Source organism: Faecalicatena sp. (assembly GCF_058819085.1).
This window is the reverse complement of the sequence record NZ_JBZUUL010000035.1, coordinates 37,061-58,147: the sequence shown is the minus strand read 5'-3', so window position 1 is coordinate 58,147 and position 21,087 is coordinate 37,061. Positions and strand designations below refer to the sequence as shown.

Here is a 21,087-nt window from a genome sequence, read left to right as displayed (position 1 = left end):
ATTTTAAAATATTACAAAAAAACACAGGGCACGACTTAAACTCATACTCTGTGTTTTTTCTGCTATGCCTCTAATGCCTTAGCTTAATGACATTGCTTTACTCTCTACTCCGTTTTTATCTTTCACTACTGGTTTTACCAAATAATCATAAAATGTAGTTTCACCCATTTTATCTGCTGTTTTTGGAGTATAGTAAACTCTAAATGTTGTATCCTGCGAAACCTTTATTTCCTCCACATTGCTGATTTCTGTTTCCTGCTCTTGACCATTTATTGTTGTGAGCTTTACTACTCTCTTAACATCCCAGTTTGTTGCTTTCGCATAATCATTAATTTTGCCGCCTACTGGAATTGTCAGATTATCTTCTGAATAAATCTCCTCCTGATCCGAATAATTAAAATGCTGAACTTTAATATTTACTTTGTTTGATCCCTCCTGAACAATTACATAAGTTGAAAAGTGCGTGGTATCAAAAGCAATTTCACCGTCATTAGTTATTGTTGCATCCATATCCTCTACTTTTTTCTTTTCATTATCATAATGATATACAGATGCACTATCCTCTTTTGTAATTTCCGGCAGTGTCACCTGGACCTTTACTGTATCTCCAGGTTCGACCTCTTTCCCATTGACCTCAAATCTAATATCAAAGGCTGAGATACTGCTAATCGCTTTCCGTTTTTCAATTGCAGCTTCTTCTACTTTTTTCTCGATCGTTTTTTCAACCTTGACAGGCTCAACCACCAACTCTGCATTTTTAGGAATATCTTCTTCATTTTTCAAAGTAACAAGAACGTTAACATCTTCACTTTTATATTCAAATCTCACCTTATCAGATGCATCATCTTCCTTATTTTCTGTCGTATTCTCTACCACCTCAACTGGCTTCTCTTCCACCAAATAGCATCCATAAACCGTTGACCTTCTTCCTTCCATCACAACCATATCGGCTGTCCCGTCTTCTCTTAAGCTAATCTCTGAAAGGTCATAATCATCAACTGTATCAATGCTCTGGCCTGCATTCTGTAATTCCAGGATCTTATCCGCCCTTTGAGTGATCTTAACAATCTCTGCCTCTCCGTTTCCTGCCGGGGAGTTTGCTTCGTTATAGTAGAACGTGCTCGCTTTCTTTACATCCTTCACCAGGAAATTACTCTGTTCAAAGGTAATTGTGATCTCTTTTCCAGGTTCCACCTGTTCTCCATTGACCTTAAATTTCACATCATACATGAAGAACTCGCCGAGTATTTTATCTTCCGGGATATTCCTGCTCATCAATGCTTTGATCTGCTCTGTTGTATCCGCTGCTACATAACCAACTTCCATGGTAACATCAGATGTATTTGCTTCAAATGTTCCCTCCGGGATATTCGCCTTTACATTACAGATCACAACACCATTTTCATCTGTCATCTGTTGTGTCAATTCCATTGCATCCTGATGAACTTCAGCTTCCTTATCCTCTTCCTTTGTATCTTCTTTTTTCTCTTCCTCAGCCTTCGGCTCTTCTGTTTCCGGTGCAGGCTCTGCCTGATCCTCAGGTGGATTCTGGACCTGCTGATCTTCCGCTTGCTGCCCCTCTTCCGGGGTGGTTCCTTCTGTTCCATCTATATTTTCGGGCTCCTGCGCCTGCTGATCCTGACCGTCGGGAACCTGCTGCTGTTCTTCTCCTGAGGATGCCGCTGACGGATCTGCTGTTCCTTCTGTTGTTCCATCTACTTGACTGGCTATAAGCGGACCGCGGCTATTAAATGCTACTCCAATAAGCAATACTACTACCACGAAAAACGCGAGCCATCTTTTTAACATTTTCATAATGTGTACTCCTCCACTTCCTATTTACACGTTTTTCTCATTCAACTTCAAGGCTCCTATTATTCCGACTTCTGTTCCTTCTCACCCATTGCCCCATCTATCAGCTTTATTAACTCAAGTGCTGACCGAAATGGAATCGTCTCATTCTTATCTACCCAGGTGACCAGACCCTGCCAGCTGCTATGCTGCCGCTGCTGCACTCGGATAATAAAAGTCCCTGCATCGCCATGCTTTTCTAATAATTCTTCGTCTTCCATTACTTTTATCATCCTTTCTCTTTGTCCTTCTTCTTTTTTAGCCGCCCGGAATGACCTCTCTTCAGTTCCCGGAAACGGAAATTTAATCTGATTGAAGAAGTCTTCCATGAAGATTATCATCTCCTCCAGGCTGTATATCTCTTTTGACTCCTTTTGGTATGCATGATATATTCGGCCTTTTGTCATCCCCTGAATGTAAGTGTCTATACAAAGAACGACTCCATTGGGAGTTCCTATATAACATTGATCCTTCTTCATCAATATACTGCTCCTTTTTCTATGCCGTAAATCTTTAGATAGTATTTTTATAATATACATACCTTACCAGTCTGACAGACAAAGAAACAATCAAAAGAAATTTAAAAAAAGGGTTTTTTACATGTTTTTTATTGTTTTTCCTTATTTTGAGTATTTTAAAGGAACAGCCTATCCGGTGATGGCAATTCATCCGGTATAAGCTGTTCCCTGAGTATTTACTATTCAGTTTTTATTTGTAAAAGCTTTCCTGTTGTTTCTCTGTAAAGAACTGCATAGGATCAACCGGAGTTCCATTCTTCTCAACCTGGAAGTGTAAGTGGTTTCCGGTGGACATTCCTGTCGTTCCTGATAAACCGATCTGCTGTCCCTTTTCTACCTTTTGTCCTTCTTCTACAAACAGTTTTTCGTGATGCATATATTTCGTTATAAGTCCTTTGCCATGATCGATTATGATCAGGTTGCCGGCAGTTCCTGCTTCTCCGGCAAACGTAACTGTTCCAGCCGCTGCCGCATAAGTCGGAATATTATATGTCCCTGTTCCAAGATCTATGCCGTTGTGTCCATTTCCTGCGCCTGCAATCGGTTCATCCCTTAAGCCAAAGTTACTTGAAAGAACTGCTCCCGGACACGGATTTACAAATGTTCCGAGAAGATTACTGAACTCACCTAAGGTCATATTATCGAGTCTGTACAGATCATACTCTTCCATCTGTCTAATTAATGACTGACCATATGTCAGACTCGTAGCCCAGCGGCTTCCAATCTTCATTGCAAATGTATTCGCATCCTCAACTCCAAATGTGAGGTCTGCATAAACTTCTTTTAATAATTCTGTACGGTCTTCGATACACTCTGTATAAGTATCGTAGACCCTGAATCCGGAAACGATGGTAAACATCGATCCGTCCTTTGACTGTTCTCCTGTGATCATATCTACGCTTCCTGCCGGACCTGTTCCTTTGATTCCAAACAGGTTATTGTACTGGTATGCAAGATATGATAAGCCTTTTCCATCTTCACCGCCCGGTCCGTAATTACCGAAGCCTGACTCCTGGATGATCTGCGCGATCGTCACAGATGCAGGATAACCAGTCTCATCCTGACACTTCAGCGCCGCAACGATCATTTCCTGTGTGATAAAGGAGGGAAGCCCCACGATGGGAACCGATACGTTATACTTTATTTTTTCGCTGTCATCTAAAAACTTGATTGAAGCACTGTAACTATTGTAAATATTCTCACTATATGTACTTTCACTATAGTTACCATTCTCTTCTGTCCCTGAATCTGCCGGTGTATCAGGTACCGGCTGCTCCTCTTTCGGAGGTGTTATCTGCTCTTTATTAGAATCTGAGCCGCCTGTTTCCTCGCTGTCAGGAGTTTCTGCATCAGGTTTTTCTTCCTCTTCAGGTTTTTCAGGATCTGTATTGTCTCCCGTACTTCCGTCTGGTTTCTCACCCCCTTCAGGTTTTTCTGGGTCTGTATTGTCTCCCGTACTTCCATCCGGCTTTTCACCCTCTTCAGGTTTTTCTGGGTCTGTATTGTCTCCCGTACTTCCGTCTGGCTTTTCACCCTCTTCAGGTTTTTCAGGATCTGTATTGTCTCCCGTACTTCCGTCCGGTTTCTCACCCTCTTCAGGTTTTTCTGGGTCTGTATTGTCTCCCGTACTTCCGTCCGGTTTCTCACCCTCTTCAGGTTTTTCAGAATCCGTATTTTCTCCGGTAGTTCCTCCGGTGTTTCCATCTGGATTCTCACCACTCTCCGGCTTTTGAGCTTCGTTCCCTTCGCCGTTCATATCTTCTGTGGTTGGATCATTTTCCTTATCTGTCAATCCATCCGAGGACTCTTCATTCTGACCGTCCTGCTCACTATTTTCAACCTCTTCTGAATCTTCTGCTTCTGAATCTTGTTCCTCATCCGGCTTTACATTCTCTTCTGAATCCTGCTGATCTGTAATCTCAGTCTGTTCAGATCCAAATGTCATCTGCACCTGTGTTCCTGCTACGCAGACGGTAAGTCCCAGTATAAGTGCTACCTTTTGTAATTTCATAGACGTATCCTCTCCTTATCTGTCTATTCATTCCTTCTGTTGGCTGCCCGGCATGAAAATTCTTTTCTTGATCTTACTGTCTTTGCAGCTTCCTATGTTCTCCCCATTTATTGCACATAAATAACTATATATGTTGATACTTTTTTTCAATATAGTCTTATTCTAACAAATAAAGAGTCAAAGGTGAAGTCAAAAAAGTAGATTTCTAAGGGTTTTTAAAGGTTTTTTTATTGATTTTAATGTATTTCCTTTGATTCTTTTCCATAAACACTCCAGGACTTCCTGATTTTTATATGGTAATTTTAAACAAAGAGCCTTGCGGCTGTATACCTTACCGCAGCGTGTGCATCCCCCGGAAGGTTTTATTTTTCAGAAAATTCCCATATCATAAAAAAATTCCACCTCCTGCCGTACTCTGCAGAAAGTGGAATCATAATTCATATGTAAACTAATTTACAAAATTTGAATCCTTCTCATAGACAACGCTGTTTACATAATACTGTACTCCTGTCCGCTGTCTGCCGATCAAAAAGTTATAATTAATCCGTTTCTGTACGATCGAACAGCATTCCAATGTTGTATTCACCAGTAAAACCAGGTACTGACCTTTACCATAACGATTCACGGCATCTCCCCGGCGTATAGACTTACAAATGGCATCTCCCAGTCTTCCTGCAAGCTGTTCCAATTGCTCACCGTCCTTCATCGGATTGCCTTTGCTGTCAACGATCGTACACAGCATCAGGTAAATGGACTGTCCGCTGCGCTCCGCCATGCGGTTGACCATACGGTAAATCCCCTGGAACACAGGGTAGGAACATACATAACCTCCTCGGATCTCACTTTTGTCTTCGATCAGCTCTTTCTGGATATTATCCAGCAATTCATACGGATGCAGCATCTTATCTCCAAGACGTTCCATGGAATCCATCAATTTCTGTGACGGACGGATGCCCCGTTCCTGAAAATACTTTTCTACCGTATCGGCATACAGGCTGCTTGCTTCCTCATAGCGCCCCATACTGATCAGCGCTTCCATTGTGATACCTTCCCAGTCGGAAAAAGGTGCTGTTGCTGTGGCATAGACTCCTAATTCTTCTAATTGAAGATAATCCTGTTTTTCTCTTAAAATTCTGGCTGCCTCTTCCACACAGGAACAGAACTGTGCCCGGTATCTTCTGGCCTCTGATGCTGCCCATAAAACACCTGCATACATCACGAGAAATTCTCCTGTATAGCAATGACAGGCATCGATCAAAAGCTGAAGCTTGCAGTCTATATCAGTTTCCTCTACTGCACTCTGATATAAACAGTCGAATTCAGATGCATCTTCAATTACAGGGATGTCCTGGGTCCAATAAAATTTTCCTTTTTCCAGTCGGATATAGTTTGTCTCTGGAAGACCTGCATTCCTTAACTTATTTTTTGCGTTATAGATCACGCTCTGCATGGCATGGTGGATGTTCTTGATATCCCGGTCCCCAAAGATCATCTCTTCTAACTCTTCCCTGGGAACACCTTCTGTCCGGTGATGCAGTAATATCTGCATTAAATAGGCAAACTGGGTCTCGCTGACTTTTTTGCCAAGCAGTGAATTTTCCTTGTAAGTAATGGAAAATTTACCGAACATTTTTACATGCACTGCATTGTCTTCCTGATTTTTCAATTGATTTACCATATATCCTTCCCCTTTTTACAGTAAGAAGTCCTATCCAGAAATACAATGTAGACTTAAAGTATTCAAGTCTCTTACAAGATGTAATTTCCAGCGGTACGGCTAAAACTTAATCTTATGCCGCCCTTCTTTTTGTTGATAATGAAATTATTATATTAAATATTTAATTTTTATGCAATATATACTGTATTTTTTTACCAATTACCTCTGTGGCTTTTCGGCACCTCTTCCTTAGCCCGGTTTTTCCTGATTCTACCGGTCTACTTCACTTTTCCAATATAGAACAAGAGTTTTCCCGCAATATCGCGGGTATCGACAGGACCAAATGACCTGGAATCTTCTGATATCTCCCGATTATCTCCCAGGACAAATACCTCTGATTCTCCAACCTCAACAGGATACTTTATATCATCTGACATCCAGATGGTGTCTCCAAGAGCCTCCTTAAACTCTGTTTCTTTTCCATTCACATACAGCTTTCCCGCTTGTATGTTCACGGTATCACCTGATACTGCAACGATCCGCTTAACAAATTCCTCCCCGTCAGGTCTGTTAAGAACAACGATGTCTCCTTTCTTGTACTCTGAGCCCCTGCGCAGATAGATCACTTTATCCTGATCATGCAGAGTAGGATACATGGAGTCCCCTTCTACTGTAGAGATTCCCATAAGGATATAGAAAATGACCACCAAAAGGATGATCAATGCAATGAATTCTGCAGATGTGATCAGCCTTGTGCGGCGTGCCTCTCTTCTTTTTTCTTCCCGAAGCCTTGGGTCTACATCCTCCAGAACCTTTTTTTTGATTGCATCTATCTCCATGAATTTTTCCTCTGTCTATTTTGTTTAATTTTATTATAATGGATTTGATAGATGAAAACAAGCAGTACCTTGATCCGCAGTTTATTGCGTATCCGCCTCTTTTTCGTGTCTTTTTCAGCGGTGATGTTTTTTACAAAAAGGGACACTTTTATGGTATACTTTTTTATATTATATTTTGATAAGGAGCACGAATATGAAGAGATTCAGTGTTTTTAAAGTAATACAGCTGTCCATATTGATCATCATGGGACTGATCAGTATTTTTCTGCTATTAAGACCAGGTGTGAAGCAGTATGTATTTTCTTCTACGCCTGCAACTGTACTCTTTTTTATTGTATGGCTGATCCTGATCGCTGATTTTATTTTTTTATTGGTGGATCTAAAATTGATTTCCTCCATGAAATCTAATTACCATAGTCTTTATGGTGTTGCTTACTCTGATCCGCTTTCGGGTATCCCGAACCGCTTCAGCTGCGACGTTCTGATTGAAAAATACATAGATTCAAAGCTTCCAGATGGTATCGGATGTATTATGATCGATTTTACCAATCTCCCGGATATTAATAATTCATACAGCCATGCGGTAGGTAACAAGACGATCAAGGAATTTTCGGATATTTTATTTTCCTGTTCCCTGTCCTTATGCTTTGTAGGACGCAATGGCGGAAACAAATTCCTTGCTATTTTCGAGGATTGTACGCAGGAGAAAGTAAATTCTTTCCTTCGCAAAGTCAAAGACCGGGTTGCTTACCACAATAAGAAGCAGGATGCTGTCACGATAGATTACAGAGCGGGCTCTGCACTTAATAGCGCGGAACATCTTTCCAGTATTACAGAATTGATCGCACTCGCTAATAAACGGATCTATGAGACATCATAGAAGCAGCTTTATAGAACTTTCACAACCGGGAGGAATCTGGATATATGGTCAGACTGGATTATGAATATCTTACCGGGATCCTTGAAAAGGCCCGGGCAGGAGACGGCAATGCGTTTGCCGAACTTTTTACTGCAACTTATCAAATACAATATCATTTGCTTTATCAAGATACAAAGGATGCACGCCTGGCTCTTGATCTTTTGCTGAAACTGTATATTACCGCGCTCCAGGACATTGATACTCTGGATTCGCCCCGTCATCTTTTGACATGGCTGGATGAAATCCGCTGGAATCTGTGTGAAGGGCAGTGCAGTCATGATGTCAGAAATTCTTCGAAGAACGTTTCAGCTATTCCAAGTCCCTCTTCAAAAGGGTGGCTTGATTCCTTTACAGCAAACCAGGTACTTACCCATGTTATGTCGGTCTGTGGAATCGAAGCCGGTGATGTCCCCGTAGATGTTCTGGAATCCTGGAAGAACTATATCAAACCTGGGATCTATCAGGCCCGCTATGTAGTCCTTGCATTTCTGGCGCTTTTGATCCTTCTGCCTGCTCTTTTTATCAAACCTTCCATCAAAATGGACTGGTCCGGAAAAGATATTTCCGGCAACGCTGAATATACGATCCACATTAGCAGCCTGTTACCTGTACACACAGTTCATGCTGAATTGAACGGGGTTTCCCTGCACCTGGATAAAATGGGATTTCGGGAATATAACGCAGTCATCCCGGAGAATGGAAAGCTGGTGATCTCCGCAGAGTCACTCAATGGGCAGATCCGCTCCAGAAGTTATGACCTGTGTCCTTATGACACAGAAGCGCCTGTACTTGAGGTAGAAGATAGAAGAGGAGAGAAGGTCTATCTGACGGTACATGAGACCTATTCCGGGATTGATTATGAAAAAATCACCGGACTGAGACCTGTATCTTATGACGCACAGAGCGGGGTACTTGTGTTTATGATTCCAGAGACGGAAACTGAAGTTACAATACCGGATTACGCAGGAAATGAACTGAAGGTAGTCGTGAGGCCGTAGTGAAAGATGGTGATTGCCACTTAAACTAATGCAGGAGAGTAGTTATTATAGTACTGTTAGATTGAAAAAAAGTTGAAAACTGGATATGATATCTTTGTACCCTGTTTTTAATTACCTGCTGATATGAGGATCTCAATATGATAAAACAACTAATTGCAGAAGCACCCTATTCAGGAGTGTGATATTAACGCTATCGGATCTGTCCGCCGTAATCCTGTTATAGCGGATCTGTTTCATCGTATGAAATTTATGGAACGAAGGGGCAGTGGTCTTACAAAGTTCTTATAGGAATTACCAGCCGCTCTTATTTTAGGAAAGCATATATAAAACCTCTATTGGAATCCGGTCGGCTTAAAATGCTTATCCCAGATAAGCCAAACTCTAAAAATCAAAAATATATCAAAGCATAACTGCATAGAATATTTAATCTAAAACTGGGTATTTCATCATTTATCATTTCGATGAAATACCCAGTTTTACATATTATATGATTTCTATATCATACATTATTCTGCAGCTTTTGCTGCAGACCCGCCCGAAGGGCATGTATTACGGGATGCCCTTTGGGTATACTTTTTTCTAACTCTCTGTTGTTGTCTCTTCGTCCTCATCTTCAGATATCTCGACCTCTTCGCCGTCGATCTCCGCCGATGCTTTTCTTACCTTTGCAACGCTTGCGACCTTCTCGCCTTCCGGCAGATTAATCAGCTTCACGCCTGAAGTGACACGCCCAAGCAGTGAGATATCAGCACACTGCATTCTTATGATGATTCCTTCTGTATTGATGATCATGATTTCATTATCTTCATCAACAGCCTTCATTCCGACTACATTTCCGGTCTTCTCGGTGATCTTATAGCACTTCACACCTTTACCGCCGCGATTCTGTACAGTAAATTCATCCATCTTAGTACGTTTACCCATACCCTTTTCAGAAACGATCAGGAGGTCTTCACCCTGGATACTGATCTGCATTGCGATGACTTCATCCCTATCGCTTAGGTTCATGCCGCGGACTCCCATAGAAGTTCTTCCGGTTGCCCTGACATCCTGTTCGTTAAACCGGATACACTGTCCATACTTTGTAACCAGGATAACATCCTCTTTATTGTCTGTGATCTTAACTTCGATCAGCTTATCATCTTCACGAAGTGTGATTGCTGCAAGTCCGGTCTTTCTGACATTTGCATAATCTCTAATCGGTGTCTTCTTTACAAGACCTTTTTCCGTTGCCATGAACAGATATTTACCGTCTTCATATTCCTGGATCGGGATCATCGCCGTGATTTTTTCATCCGGCATCAACTGAAGTAGATTGATGATCGCTGTTCCTCTGGCAGTCCTGCTTGCTTCCGGAATCTCGTACGCCTTCATGCGGTATACACGCCCTGTATTTGTAAAGAACATAATATAGTGATGAGTCGATGTGATAAACAGCTCTTCAATATAATCATCTTCCAGAGTCTGCATGCCCTTGATTCCCTTGCCGCCGCGGTTCTGGCTCTTGAAGGTATCTACAGTCATACGTTTGATATATCCAAGCTTTGTCATCGTGATCACAACATTTTCTCTTGGGATCAGGTCTTCCATGGAGATGTCAAATTCATCAAATCCGATGGAGGTTCTTCTGTCATCACCATATTTCTCTGCAATGATCATGATTTCTTCTTTAATGACACCGAGGAGAAGCTTTCTGTCAGCCAGGATTGCTTTCAACTCATCGATCTTCTTCATCAGCTCTGCATACTCGGCTTCCAGTTTTTCCCGCTCCAAGCCTGTCAGTGCACGCAGACGCATATCTACGATCGCCTGGGCCTGTACTTCTGACAGATCGAATCTTGCCATTAACTCTTCCTTGGCAGTCTGTACATTCTTTGATCCCCGGATGATCTTTATTACCTCATCAATATTATCCAGTGCGATCAGTAACCCCTTTAAAATATGTGCTCGCTCTTCAGCTTTATTCAGTTCATACTTCGTCCGTCTGGTTACCACATCTTCCTGATGCTTTAAGTAATGCTTCAGCATATCCAGGATATTCATGACTCTTGGTTCATTATTGACCAGCGCAAGCATAATCACACCGAATGTATCCTGAAGCTGGGTGTGCTTATACAACTGATTCAGGATGACATTTGGATTCACATCACGGCGAAGTTCAATGCAGATTCTCATTCCTTCGCGGTTGGACTGGTCTGCCAGGTCAGTGATACCATCAATTTTCTTGTCTCTGACTAATTCTGCTATCTTTTCGATCAGTCTGGCTTTATTGACCATATATGGCAGTTCCGTTACAATGATCCTGTTCTTTCCATTTGCCATAGGTTCAATATTCGTGATCGCACGGACTCTGATTTTTCCGCGTCCTGTCCGGTATGCTTCTTCGATTCCTCTTGTACCCAGGATTTCTGCACCTGTCGGAAAATCTGGCCCTTTGACGATCTTTAAGATGTCTTCAATAGGTGTCTCTCCGTTCTCGTCGATCTGGTCATCGATGATCTTTACCACCGCATTGATGACCTCCCGCAGATTGTGTGGAGGGATATTCGTTGCCATACCAACAGCGATACCAGAGGTACCGTTTACAAGCAGATTTGGAAATCTTGATGGGAGAACAGTAGGTTCTTTTTCTGTCTCATCAAAGTTCGGTGCAAAATCAACGGTATCCTTGTTGATGTCTGCTGTCATCTCCATAGATATCTTGCTGAGACGTGCCTCAGTATAACGCATGGCTGCGGCGCCGTCACCATCCACGGAACCAAAGTTCCCGTGACCGTCAACTAACGGATATCTGGTGGACCACTCCTGTGCCAGATTTACTAATGCACCATAGATGGAGCTGTCACCATGAGGATGATATTTACCCATTGTATCACCGACGATACGCGCACACTTACGATGCGGCTTGTCAGGACCGTTATTCAGCTCGATCATGGAGTAGAGGATCCTTCTTTGTACCGGCTTTAATCCATCCCTGACATCTGGAAGTGCACGGGATGCGATAACGCTCATGGCATAGTCGATGTAGGAAGTCTCCATGGTTTTCTTTAGATCTACTTCATGGACTTTATCAAAAATATTATCTTCCATTTTTATATCCTTTCCTGTTTCTTGAGGTTATTATTTCACAGTATTTATCATGGCCGGCGGCCTGAAAGGTAAGCTCTCCTGCCGTCCGGCACTATGTCTGCTAAATATCAAGATTCTTAACATATTTCGCATTTTCTTCGATGAACTCACGCCTTGGCTCTACCTTATCACCCATCAGGGTCGTAAAAGTCAGGTCAAGTTCTGAAGAGGTCTCTTCATCCATGGTTACGCGAAGCAGCACCCTGTGTTCCGGGTCCATGGTTGTATCCCACAGCTGCTCGGCATCCATCTCTCCAAGACCTTTATAACGCTGGATCTTGTTATTGCCGTCTCTTCCGACTTCAGTCAGGATCTGGTTCAGCTCTTCATCGCTGTATGCATACCAGACCTTTTTGTTCTTCTCCAGCTTGTACAGCGGCGGCTGTGCCAGATATACATACCCGTCTTTGATCAGATCCGGCATAAAACGGTATAAAAATGTTAATAATAGGGTACTGATATGAGCCCCGTCAACGTCGGCATCGGTCATGATGATGATCTTATGATATCTCAATTTAGAAATATCAAAATCGTCATGGATTCCCGTACCAAATGCAGTGATCATCGCTTTGATCTCCGCATTTCCATAAATCTTATCCAGCCTTGCTTTTTCTACATTCAGGATCTTACCACGAAGAGGCAGGATAGCCTGTGTCGCACGGTCTCTGGCTGTCTTTGCAGAACCGCCGGCGGAATCTCCCTCAACGATGTAGATCTCGCAGTTTTTTGGATCCTTGTCAGAACAGTCAGCAAGCTTGCCCGGAAGAGACATCCCCTCCAATGCAGATTTTCTTCTGGTCAGATCCCTTGCCTTTCTTGCGGCCTCTCTTGCACGCTGTGCCATCACAGACTTTTCAACCACCATTTTTCCGACATTTGGATTCTGCTCCAGGAAAATCTCCAGCTGGCTGCTCACGATACTGTCAACTGCGCCCCTGGCCTCACTGTTACCTAATTTCTGCTTTGTCTGTCCTTCAAACTGCGGGTCCTCGATCTTCACACTGATGATCGCAGTCAGACCTTCTCTGATATCTTCACCGGAAAGATTGGGTTCGTTGTCTTTGAGCAGCTTATTCTTTCTGGCATAATCGTTAAATGTTTTCGTCAGGGCATTACGGAATCCGACGATATGGGTTCCCCCTTCAGGTGTCGTGATATTATTTACAAATCCATAAGTATTGTCACTGTAGGAATCATTGTGCTGCATAGCAACCTCTACTGCCACGCCGTCCTTGAGGCCTTCGCAGTAAATAATCTGTTCATACAGTGCCGTCTTGCTCTTATTCAGGTAAGTAACAAATTCCTTGATCCCGCCCTCGTAATGGAAAGTGCGCTCCTTCGGCTCTTCTTCCCTGTCATCACGTAAAACGATCTTTAAATTTCTTGTCAGGAATGCCATCTCACGAAAACGCTGTTTTAAAGTATCATAGTCGAAAATAGTTTCTTCAAAGATCTCATCATCCGGCAGGAAGGTAACCTTGGTTCCAGTCTTGTCCGGCTCACATTCTCCGATCACGTTCAACTTCTGTACTACCTTACCCCGCTCATAGCGCTGTTTATAAATCTTGCCTTCGTTATATATCTCAACCTCCAGCCATTGTGAAAGCGCGTTTACGACTGAAGCGCCTACACCGTGCAGACCGCCGGATACCTTGTATCCCCCGCCGCCAAACTTTCCTCCGGCATGGAGAATCGTAAATACAACCTCTACTGCAGGAAGCCCTGCTTTATGGTTCAATCCCACAGGAATACCACGTCCATTATCAATGACTGTTACTGAATTGTCTTCATTTATGCTCACAAAAATCGTATCACAATAACCGGCCAACGCTTCGTCTACCGCATTGTCCACGATCTCATATACCAGATGGTGAAGTCCCCTTGCAGAAGTGCTGCCGATGTACATACCCGGCCGTTTTCTGACCGCTTCCAGTCCTTCTAATATTTGGATTTGATCTGCTCCATATTCGGCGTCAAATTCTGTACCTGTTGCACCCATTTAAAAACCTCCTAATTTTCTTTTGCTACGTGTCCATTTTTTACATGGAATATTTTATTAATAGAAAATCGATGATTCACAAACTCATCTAATCCAGTACATGTAATGACTGTCTGTATATCATGAATACTATCCAGTAAATAGTTTTGCCTGTGTTTGTCCAGTTCAGACAATACGTCATCTAATAATAATACCGGTGTATCACTGATCAGGGACCTGACCAATTCGATCTCAGAGAGCTTCAGTGAGAGAGCAGCGGTGCGCTGCTGACCCTGGGAACCGAATTTTCGGATATCCAGGTCTCCGGCCATAAAGCACAGGTCATCCCTGTGAGGACCGACTGAAGTGCTCTTCAGTCGTAGATCCCTCTCTCTGTTTTTCTTTAAAGCCTGCTCCAGCGTCATGTTTCCGATGCTGGTCTCATAAGTGAGGCTGATTTTCTCCCTGCCCCCCGTCAGCTTATAGTGGATATCGGCGATGATCTCATTAACCTCTTCTACAAACTTCTTTCTGCCTTCCATCACTTTTGTCCCATACTCAACTAATTGCATATCCCAGATATCCAATGTTTCTACCAGATGATCCTGTCTGTATATATCTTTGAGTAAGGAATTTCTTTGATTAATGACTCGATTATAGTTAGAAAGGTTGCTGAGATATACCTTATCCAGCTGGGATAATTCCAAATCGATGAATCTTCTTCTGCCTGATGGGCCTTCTTTGATGATATTTAAGTCCTCCGGCGAGAAAAATACAAAATGGATGATCCCGAATAACTCACTTGCTTTTCGGATTGGAATCTTGTTGATCGCGATTCCCTTCGGACTGTTTTTCTTCAGATGCATGTCGATCTGGAACTCGATGCCCCTCTTTACGACCACCGTCTCCAGATGTGCTTCGTCACAGCCAAACCGGACCAAATCCCTATCCTTTGTACCACGGTGGGACTTGGTCGTGCCTGACAGATAAAGCGCCTCAAGAATATTTGTCTTCCCCTGCGCATTGTCGCCGTATAGTATATTCGTCTTAGGGTCAAAGGTCAAATCTAACAATTCATAATTCCTGTAATTCTTTAGCTTTAAAGATTTGATTACCATTGATGTTTCCTCAAGTATGTCACTATTTTACACTTTTTCAGACTATTTTTCAATTTTTATTTCCTGTCCGTCAAATTGAACGACATCTCCGCCGTACAATTTGCGTCCTCTTCTTGTATCAGTCTCGCCATTCACCTGGACCATACCATCCAGGATGACCTCCTTTGCTTCTACGCCTGAATCCACCAGGCCGGCGGCTTTCAGTGCCTGTCCCAGCTTGATAAATTCATCTTCAGCACGCAGCTTTATAATTTCCATAGTGTTCCTCTTTTCTTATTTTTCACTTCAAAAATATGCCTTCTCTTCAGGCGCACATCGCTTGCGGCCCCTGCCCGGACTTCAGTCTTTGGCTTATGCTACAGCATTAAAGTTTACCGGAAGGATCAGGTAAATATAGCTCTGGTTCTCGTCCTTGATGAAGCAAGGTGCCTTCGCATTCATGAAATACAGATCCACCTCTTCATCGTCAATGACACGAAGTGCATCGATGAGGAACTTCGGGTTAAATCCAATCAGCAGATCCTTACCTTCCTTGGTGATAAAGATCTCCTCATCCATGGAACCGATCTGAGATTTGATCTTAAGCTCCATGGAACCGTCTCTGATATCGATGATGATCGGTTTCTTATCCCCTTCTTTGATCAGGAGGGTCGCTCTGTCGATACAATTCAATAATTCTTTCTTGTTGATCCTTACTTTTGTCTCATAATCGCTGGAAAGCATCTGATCGATCTTGAAGTAATCGCCTTCGATCAGACGGGATACTACGACTGTCCTGTCAAATTCGAAGACAATATGATTCCTTGTAAACGAAATATCGACTTCAGCATCTGCTTCTCCGCCAATGATCTTACTGATCTCCTGAAGAGTCTTTCCTGGCACGATCACTTTCTTCGGAGCATAAGATTCCTTCAGTTCGATCTTGCGGATAGAGATTCTGTGTCCATCCAGAGAGACCACCTTTAGAATATTTTCCTCGATCTCAAAAAGTTCACCTGTCATCATCTTGTTGGTATCGTTATCTGCGATTGAAAAAATAGTCTGGCGGATCACTTCCTTCAGCGTAAACTCTGAAACAGTAATATAATCTTCTTTCTCTACAACCGGGAGATAAGAGAAATCTTCTCCTGACTGTGCAGCAATATTAAACTTAGCCTTTTCACAGGTGATCAATGTCTGATTATCTGAATCAGTTTCAATGATGACTTCACTGTCTGGAAGCTTTCTAACGATCTCGGAGAAGATTCTCGCATTCAATGCAATAATACCTCTCTCAACGATCTCCCCTTCAATGCGTGTCTCGATTCCAAGTTCCATATCATTTGCTGTCAGTTTAATAACATCCGTAGATGCGTCAACTAAAATACATTCTAAGATTGGCATTGTTGTTTTTGAAGGCACAGCCTTAGAAACAATACTAACACCTTTTACGAGGTTTGATTTAGAACAAATGATTTTCATATGTCGATAACTCCTTTCAATGTGCGGTGAGTGGATATCTTTCCGACCGCGCTTTTTTTTGATTAATTATATAAATCTGCTCCGCCTTCTTAGCCTTAGGGGCTGTGGAAAAGATGATAAGTGGTTCCAGCCCTTGATTTTAAAGGGTTTGTCCATACTGATAACTCTGTAGAATAATGCTGTATGGACATGGGATAATAGGTGGATAATCTGAACCTCGAAAAGTCACTTTTTAATTATCAACCTAACAATCCACAGGGTTTTAACAGGGTTTTAACAGGGTTATCCCAGCCTTATCCACATGTCTGAAGGAAAAAAGTCTGAAGTCCTTCAGACCTTAGAATCAGAGGCTTAGGCTGTATTTTAAGGCTTTGTCATATGTCCTTAATAACACCGGATTGTGGAAAAGTAACCCTATCAGCCGAAGCTTAAATAGGGTTGATTTTCTTCTTAATGATATTCACTGTGTTATTGAGGGCTTCATCTATTGTGATTTCATGTTCTATCTTCTTAACACCATGACTGACTGAGGCGTGGTCTTTGCCTCCAAGTATAATTCCCACCGTTTTTAATGGAGTGTCAGTCATTGCACGGCACAGGTACATAACGATCTGCCTCGGCAGAACGATCTCCGCATTCCGTTTTTTGCCCTTGAGCTCTGCTATCGGTATATTGAAATGTTCGGAAACAACGTCGATGATCAGTTCCGGTGTAATGACTCTGTTATCATCCGGGGAAATCATATCCTTTAATGCTTCCGCAGCGAGCGGAATGTCAATCGGTTTTTTCTCCAGATTGGAAAGTGCGATTAATTTATTAAGGGAGCCTTCCAGCTCTCGGATATTGGATTTGATGTTATTCGCTATATATTGAAGAACTTCGTCCGGGATATGATACCTTTCGAGCCCGTCCAACTCTTCTTTCTTACGAAGGATCGCCATTCTTGTCTCATAATCAGGAGAGGAGATATCTGCGATCAGTCCCCACTCAAACCGTGTGCGCAGCCTTGCCTCCAGAGTCTCGATATCCTTCGGAGGCTTATCACTGGATATGATGATCTGCTTTCCTGAAACATGAAGATGGTTGAATGTGTGGAAGAATTCTTCCTGGGTACTTTCCTTACCTATAATAAACTGGATATCATCGATCAGAAGGACATCGTTGTTTCTGTACTTCTCACGAAAAGTAGTCATTGCCAGTTCATTCCCATTCTTACCAACCTTCAGAGCATCGATCAGCTCATTGGTAAATGTCTCACTTGTAACATAAAGTACTTTCTTGGATGGATCATTCTCTAATATGAAGTGTGCGATTGAATGCATAAGGTGTGTTTTGCCAAGTCCAACACCTCCATAAATAAAAAGCGGATTGTAAATCTCACCCGGAGATTCTGCAACCGCAAGGGAAGCAGCATGGGCAAAGTTATTATTGCTGCCCACCACAAAAGTATCAAATGTATACTTCGAATTCAAATTTGCATTCTCGAAGAGTGCATTTGATTTTTGCTTCTTAACGACATTATCCTTTTTTTCCTGGATGATCACATTATCTTCTGTAACAAAGGAAATCTCATATTCCTTTCCTGTCACCTCAGCGATGCATACTTTAAAAGGAAGCATATACTTTTCTTCGATATGCTCCAGACTTGCTTTCAGCTTTACAAGAATATATACAGTGTCATCGGTCACTTCATATACGGTAAGTGGTGCAATCCACGTATTGTATGAAATATTTGATGAGCAATATTCTAACTTCATTTTATTTAGGATCTGCTCCCAATTTTCTTCTACAATGTTCATCGATAAGTACTCCTAATCAATATAATAGAGAGCTATTTAGGCAAAAACTCTCCATTACATTTTACATCAAAAAGGTATCAGAAGCAATCAGAAATGCTGTGTATAACTTTTATGAACAAAATCAACGTAGATAAAATATGGGCCAGAAGTGAAAAAATAATTTTAATCTACACGTTATACAGTAGTTATCAAGTAGTTATCCACATTTTATCCACAATAATCCACACTGTCAAACTTAAATGTGAATAACCCTAAAAGTAAAATGTGGATTCTGTTGATAACGAAACTTTATGGTTTCTTAACCTCTTCGAAGAAACAGCGGAGAGAGCCTTCAATATTTGCTTTGACGCACTTGAGATTTAAGATTTCAAAGAAATGTTACTGTTAATATGCATGTGGAAAACCTGTATAAAGGTTATTTTAGGTTGAATTTAATAGTTTTATTAGTATTTATCAATTGAAATTTTTAAGGCAGCATGCTATAGTAAATTCACTCGTGGAAAATCTATTCACGAAAGCAGCAAATCAAGAGTAATATCATCATTTGGCCTGGGCGGCCATCTGAAGAGGAGAATCTCCTGAAGTTACCAAGTTTATTAGCTTAGTTATTTTAGAATCAGTTTATTAACAAAAGAATAAGTTCCATTTTATAGACAAGTTTAAAGATGATAGTAGTATGAAATAAATATCTTTATATCGTGTATATCACGGGGGGACTTGAACAAACCAGCTGTTTTTTTTATACTAAAGGTATCAGAATCGAGAAATAACAGATGTTATCAAGGCATAACTCCCAGATTATCTTAATTGGAGCTTACCAGAAGAGGAGGATGCCTATGGAAGCAAAAGAAAACAAGAGTTACAAAAACAGCATGTTTGTAGATTTATTTTTTGAGGACGAGTCAGCAGAGAAGAATGACATTGCACTTTATAATGCTTTGCATGAAGAAGCTTTACCAGAAGGAACAAAGATACAGAAGATCCGGGTGGATGATGTCCTTTATATGAATTTTAAGAATGATATATCGTTTGGAATAGGCGGAAAGATCATGGTGTTTGGAGAACACCAGTCAACGATCAATGAGAACATGCCTCTTAGAAGTTTAATGTACATAGGGCGTGCCTATGAACAATTGGTTCCGATCCGTGACAGATATAAGAAAAAGTTAGTGCCGTTACCAAAACCAGAGTTTTATACGTTTTATAATGGATCAGAACACTGGACAAAGGAAAAAATACTGAAACTTTCAGACGCATATGAAGTACAGGATGAAGATTCTATGTTAGAATTACAAGTGAAGGTAATCAATATAAATCCAGAGGAAAAACATGAATTGCTGGAAAAATGTCCTGTATTAAAGGAATATGGTCTGTTTGTAGAAATGGTAAGAAGGTTTCAGGAAGCAGGAGATTCAGAATCCTTTAAACATGCGGTAGAAGAATGTATAAAACAAGGGATTCTGAAGGAATACCTGGAAAAGAAAGGCAGTGAGGTGGTAAATATGCTGATAGCTGAGTATGATTACGATATGGATATTGAAGTACAGAGGGAAGAGGCATATGCGGAAGGGGTAGAAAAGGGCAGAGAGCAGATATTAATAGAACAGGTGAGAAAAAAGCTTTCAAAAGGTCAGAAGCCAAAAGAGATAGCAGATGCATTAGAAGAATCCCTCGAAGAAATTGAAAGAATTATAAGCTTAATAGACCTGCAGGAATAGACCGGTACGGCAATGATCCGGCTGCAGATTAAAAAATAAGCAGCCTGTCAGGCCTACTATACTGAAGGAAGCTGTTATAAAAAGCGTGGGAAAAACAGAAAAATCCCAGGAATAGCTTGACTTACAGCTATTTTTTGAATATAATTAAGAGCAGTGTCTTTCTGCCTGCTATAATAGTAGAAAGATTTCAAAAATTGAGAATCACTGTAAATACTTTAGAATAAGTATCTCAACCAAAGGGAGGTGTATTGATAATGAAAATGACATTTCAGCCGAAAAAAAGACAGAGATCAAAAGTTCATGGCTTTAGAGCAAGAATGAGCACTCCAGGCGGAAGAAAAGTTTTAGCTGCCAGAAGAGCAAAAGGAAGAAAACAGTTATCAGCTTAGGCCGCATATATGTGGCCTTTTCTTCTATTTATAAAAGGAAAAGTGCGGTAAAAAGAATGAAGTTTTCGGAATCTTTGAAGAAGAATAAAGATTTTCAAATTGTGTATAAAAATGGGAATTCCTACGCTAACAAGTATCTTGTTATGTACGTGAGGGAGAATGGGACGGAAAGGAACAGACTTGGTATTTCCGTAAGTAAGAAAGTTGGAAACAGTGTTGTAAGGCACCACCTTACGAGACTGCTCAGAGAGAGTTATCGACTTCAAGAAGCACATTTCAAAAGTGGGGTTGATATAATTGTAATTGCGAGAGTGAGTGCAAAAGATAAAGGGTACCATGATATTGAGAGTGCACTCATCCACTTGGGAAAGCTTCATGAGATATATACTTAACGATCAGTAAGAGCGTTTACAAAAAGAAAGTCATACTTATTGGAGATTAGTAGTTCAATAAGTATAAGCAAAAGGAGGGATGCAGATGAAGTATATTTTAATAGGACTGATCCGGTTCTATCAAAAGTATTTGTCCGGATTAAAGACAAGGTATCATTGTATATATACGCCGACCTGTTCACAATACGGAATCGAAGCGATTCAAAAGTATGGTGCGATCAAGGGCGGTGCCTTAACGGTCTGGAGAATTCTGCGCTGTAATCCTTTTGCAAAAGGCGGATATGATCCGGTACCTTAAGGAGGATAAGAG

Annotated in this window: 17 protein-coding genes and 1 pseudogene; 7 read left to right on the top strand and 11 right to left on the bottom strand. The window is 41.5% G+C overall.

All coding sequences use genetic code 11. The features are described from left to right. Window positions 1–78: 78 nt before the first annotated feature. The 5 genes from AC4OGX_RS16235 to lepB all read right to left on the bottom strand — a co-directional run bounded on the left by AC4OGX_RS16235 (window position 79) and on the right by lepB (window position 6,876). On the bottom strand, window positions 79–1,815 hold the full coding sequence (locus AC4OGX_RS16235) for a Sec-independent protein translocase family protein (protein ID WP_493331669.1): 1,737 nt from the start codon (window positions 1,813–1,815) through the stop codon (window positions 79–81). Between the two features lie 59 nt (window positions 1,816–1,874). Next, complete coding sequence (locus AC4OGX_RS16230) at window positions 1,875–2,330, bottom strand: hypothetical protein (RefSeq protein ID WP_493331668.1); 456 nt, start codon at window positions 2,328–2,330, stop codon at window positions 1,875–1,877. Window positions 2,331–2,559: 229 nt separating this feature from the next. Then, complete coding sequence (locus tag AC4OGX_RS16225; protein ID WP_493331667.1) at window positions 2,560–4,380, bottom strand: peptidoglycan DD-metalloendopeptidase family protein; 1,821 nt, start codon at window positions 4,378–4,380, stop codon at window positions 2,560–2,562. Between the two features lie 448 nt (window positions 4,381–4,828). Beyond that, entirely contained in the window at window positions 4,829–6,058 is a 1,230-nt protein-coding gene (locus AC4OGX_RS16220) for an AfsR/SARP family transcriptional regulator (protein WP_493331666.1), read from the bottom strand. 257 nt (window positions 6,059–6,315) lie between these two features. Next, window positions 6,316–6,876 (bottom strand): signal peptidase I, encoded by a 561-nt coding sequence (gene lepB / locus AC4OGX_RS16215; protein ID WP_493331664.1) that lies wholly within the window; start codon window positions 6,874–6,876, stop codon window positions 6,316–6,318. 193 nt (window positions 6,877–7,069) lie between these two features. Here lepB and AC4OGX_RS16210 point away from each other — a divergent pair, with 193 nt between their 5' ends. From AC4OGX_RS16210 to AC4OGX_RS16200, 3 genes and pseudogenes are all read left to right on the top strand, one after another. Beyond that, window positions 7,070–7,756, top strand: a complete 687-nt coding sequence (locus AC4OGX_RS16210; protein ID WP_493331663.1) for a GGDEF domain-containing protein — start codon at window positions 7,070–7,072, stop codon at window positions 7,754–7,756. 44 nt (window positions 7,757–7,800) lie between these two features. Further along, entirely contained in the window at window positions 7,801–8,793 is a 993-nt protein-coding gene (locus AC4OGX_RS16205) for an RNA polymerase sigma factor (RefSeq protein ID WP_493331662.1), read from the top strand. A gap of 168 nt (window positions 8,794–8,961) precedes the next feature. Then, window positions 8,962–9,203 (top strand): annotated as a pseudogene (locus AC4OGX_RS16200) (Fic family protein); the annotation flags it as partial. A gap of 169 nt (window positions 9,204–9,372) precedes the next feature. Here the strand turns inward: AC4OGX_RS16200 and gyrA are convergent. The 6 genes from gyrA to dnaA form a co-directional block, all read right to left on the bottom strand. Further along, the gene (gene gyrA / locus AC4OGX_RS16195; protein WP_493331661.1) at window positions 9,373–11,883 is read right to left on the bottom strand and encodes a DNA gyrase subunit A; all 2,511 of its coding nucleotides are present in this window, start codon (window positions 11,881–11,883) and stop codon (window positions 9,373–9,375) included. Window positions 11,884–11,983: 100 nt separating this feature from the next. Next, window positions 11,984–13,921 (bottom strand): DNA topoisomerase (ATP-hydrolyzing) subunit B, encoded by a 1,938-nt coding sequence (gyrB, locus tag AC4OGX_RS16190; protein ID WP_493331660.1) that lies wholly within the window; start codon window positions 13,919–13,921, stop codon window positions 11,984–11,986. 11 nt (window positions 13,922–13,932) lie between these two features. Next, window positions 13,933–15,018, bottom strand: coding sequence for a DNA replication/repair protein RecF (gene recF, locus AC4OGX_RS16185; protein WP_493331659.1), 1,086 nt, complete (start codon window positions 15,016–15,018; stop codon window positions 13,933–13,935). A gap of 42 nt (window positions 15,019–15,060) precedes the next feature. Next, a complete protein-coding gene (locus tag AC4OGX_RS16180; protein ID WP_493331658.1) occupies window positions 15,061–15,276 on the bottom strand; it encodes an RNA-binding S4 domain-containing protein in 216 nt (71 codons plus the stop codon). Between the two features lie 93 nt (window positions 15,277–15,369). Continuing rightward, window positions 15,370–16,479 carry a DNA polymerase III subunit beta gene (dnaN, locus tag AC4OGX_RS16175; protein WP_493331657.1) on the bottom strand — a complete coding sequence of 370 codons (1,110 nt, stop codon included), beginning with the start codon at window positions 16,477–16,479 and terminating at the stop codon, window positions 15,370–15,372. Window positions 16,480–16,907: 428 nt separating this feature from the next. After that, window positions 16,908–18,278: a chromosomal replication initiator protein DnaA gene (gene dnaA / locus AC4OGX_RS16170; protein ID WP_493331656.1), complete on the bottom strand. Its 1,371-nt coding sequence runs from the start codon at window positions 18,276–18,278 to the stop codon at window positions 16,908–16,910. Between the two features lie 836 nt (window positions 18,279–19,114). On the opposite strand from dnaA, the gene AC4OGX_RS16165 reads away from it, so the two are divergent. From AC4OGX_RS16165 to yidD, 4 genes are all read left to right on the top strand, one after another. Next, entirely contained in the window at window positions 19,115–19,996 is an 882-nt protein-coding gene (locus AC4OGX_RS16165; protein ID WP_493331655.1) for a nuclease/transposase family protein, read from the top strand. A gap of 254 nt (window positions 19,997–20,250) precedes the next feature. After that, a complete protein-coding gene (rpmH, locus tag AC4OGX_RS16160; protein ID WP_089983006.1) occupies window positions 20,251–20,385 on the top strand; it encodes a 50S ribosomal protein L34 in 135 nt (44 codons plus the stop codon). A gap of 56 nt (window positions 20,386–20,441) precedes the next feature. Further along, on the top strand, window positions 20,442–20,777 hold the full coding sequence (gene rnpA, locus AC4OGX_RS16155) for a ribonuclease P protein component (RefSeq protein WP_493331654.1): 336 nt from the start codon (window positions 20,442–20,444) through the stop codon (window positions 20,775–20,777). Between the two features lie 85 nt (window positions 20,778–20,862). Next, a complete protein-coding gene (gene yidD / locus AC4OGX_RS16150) occupies window positions 20,863–21,075 on the top strand; it encodes a membrane protein insertion efficiency factor YidD (RefSeq protein WP_216241993.1) in 213 nt (70 codons plus the stop codon). Window positions 21,076–21,087 lie beyond the last annotated feature (12 nt).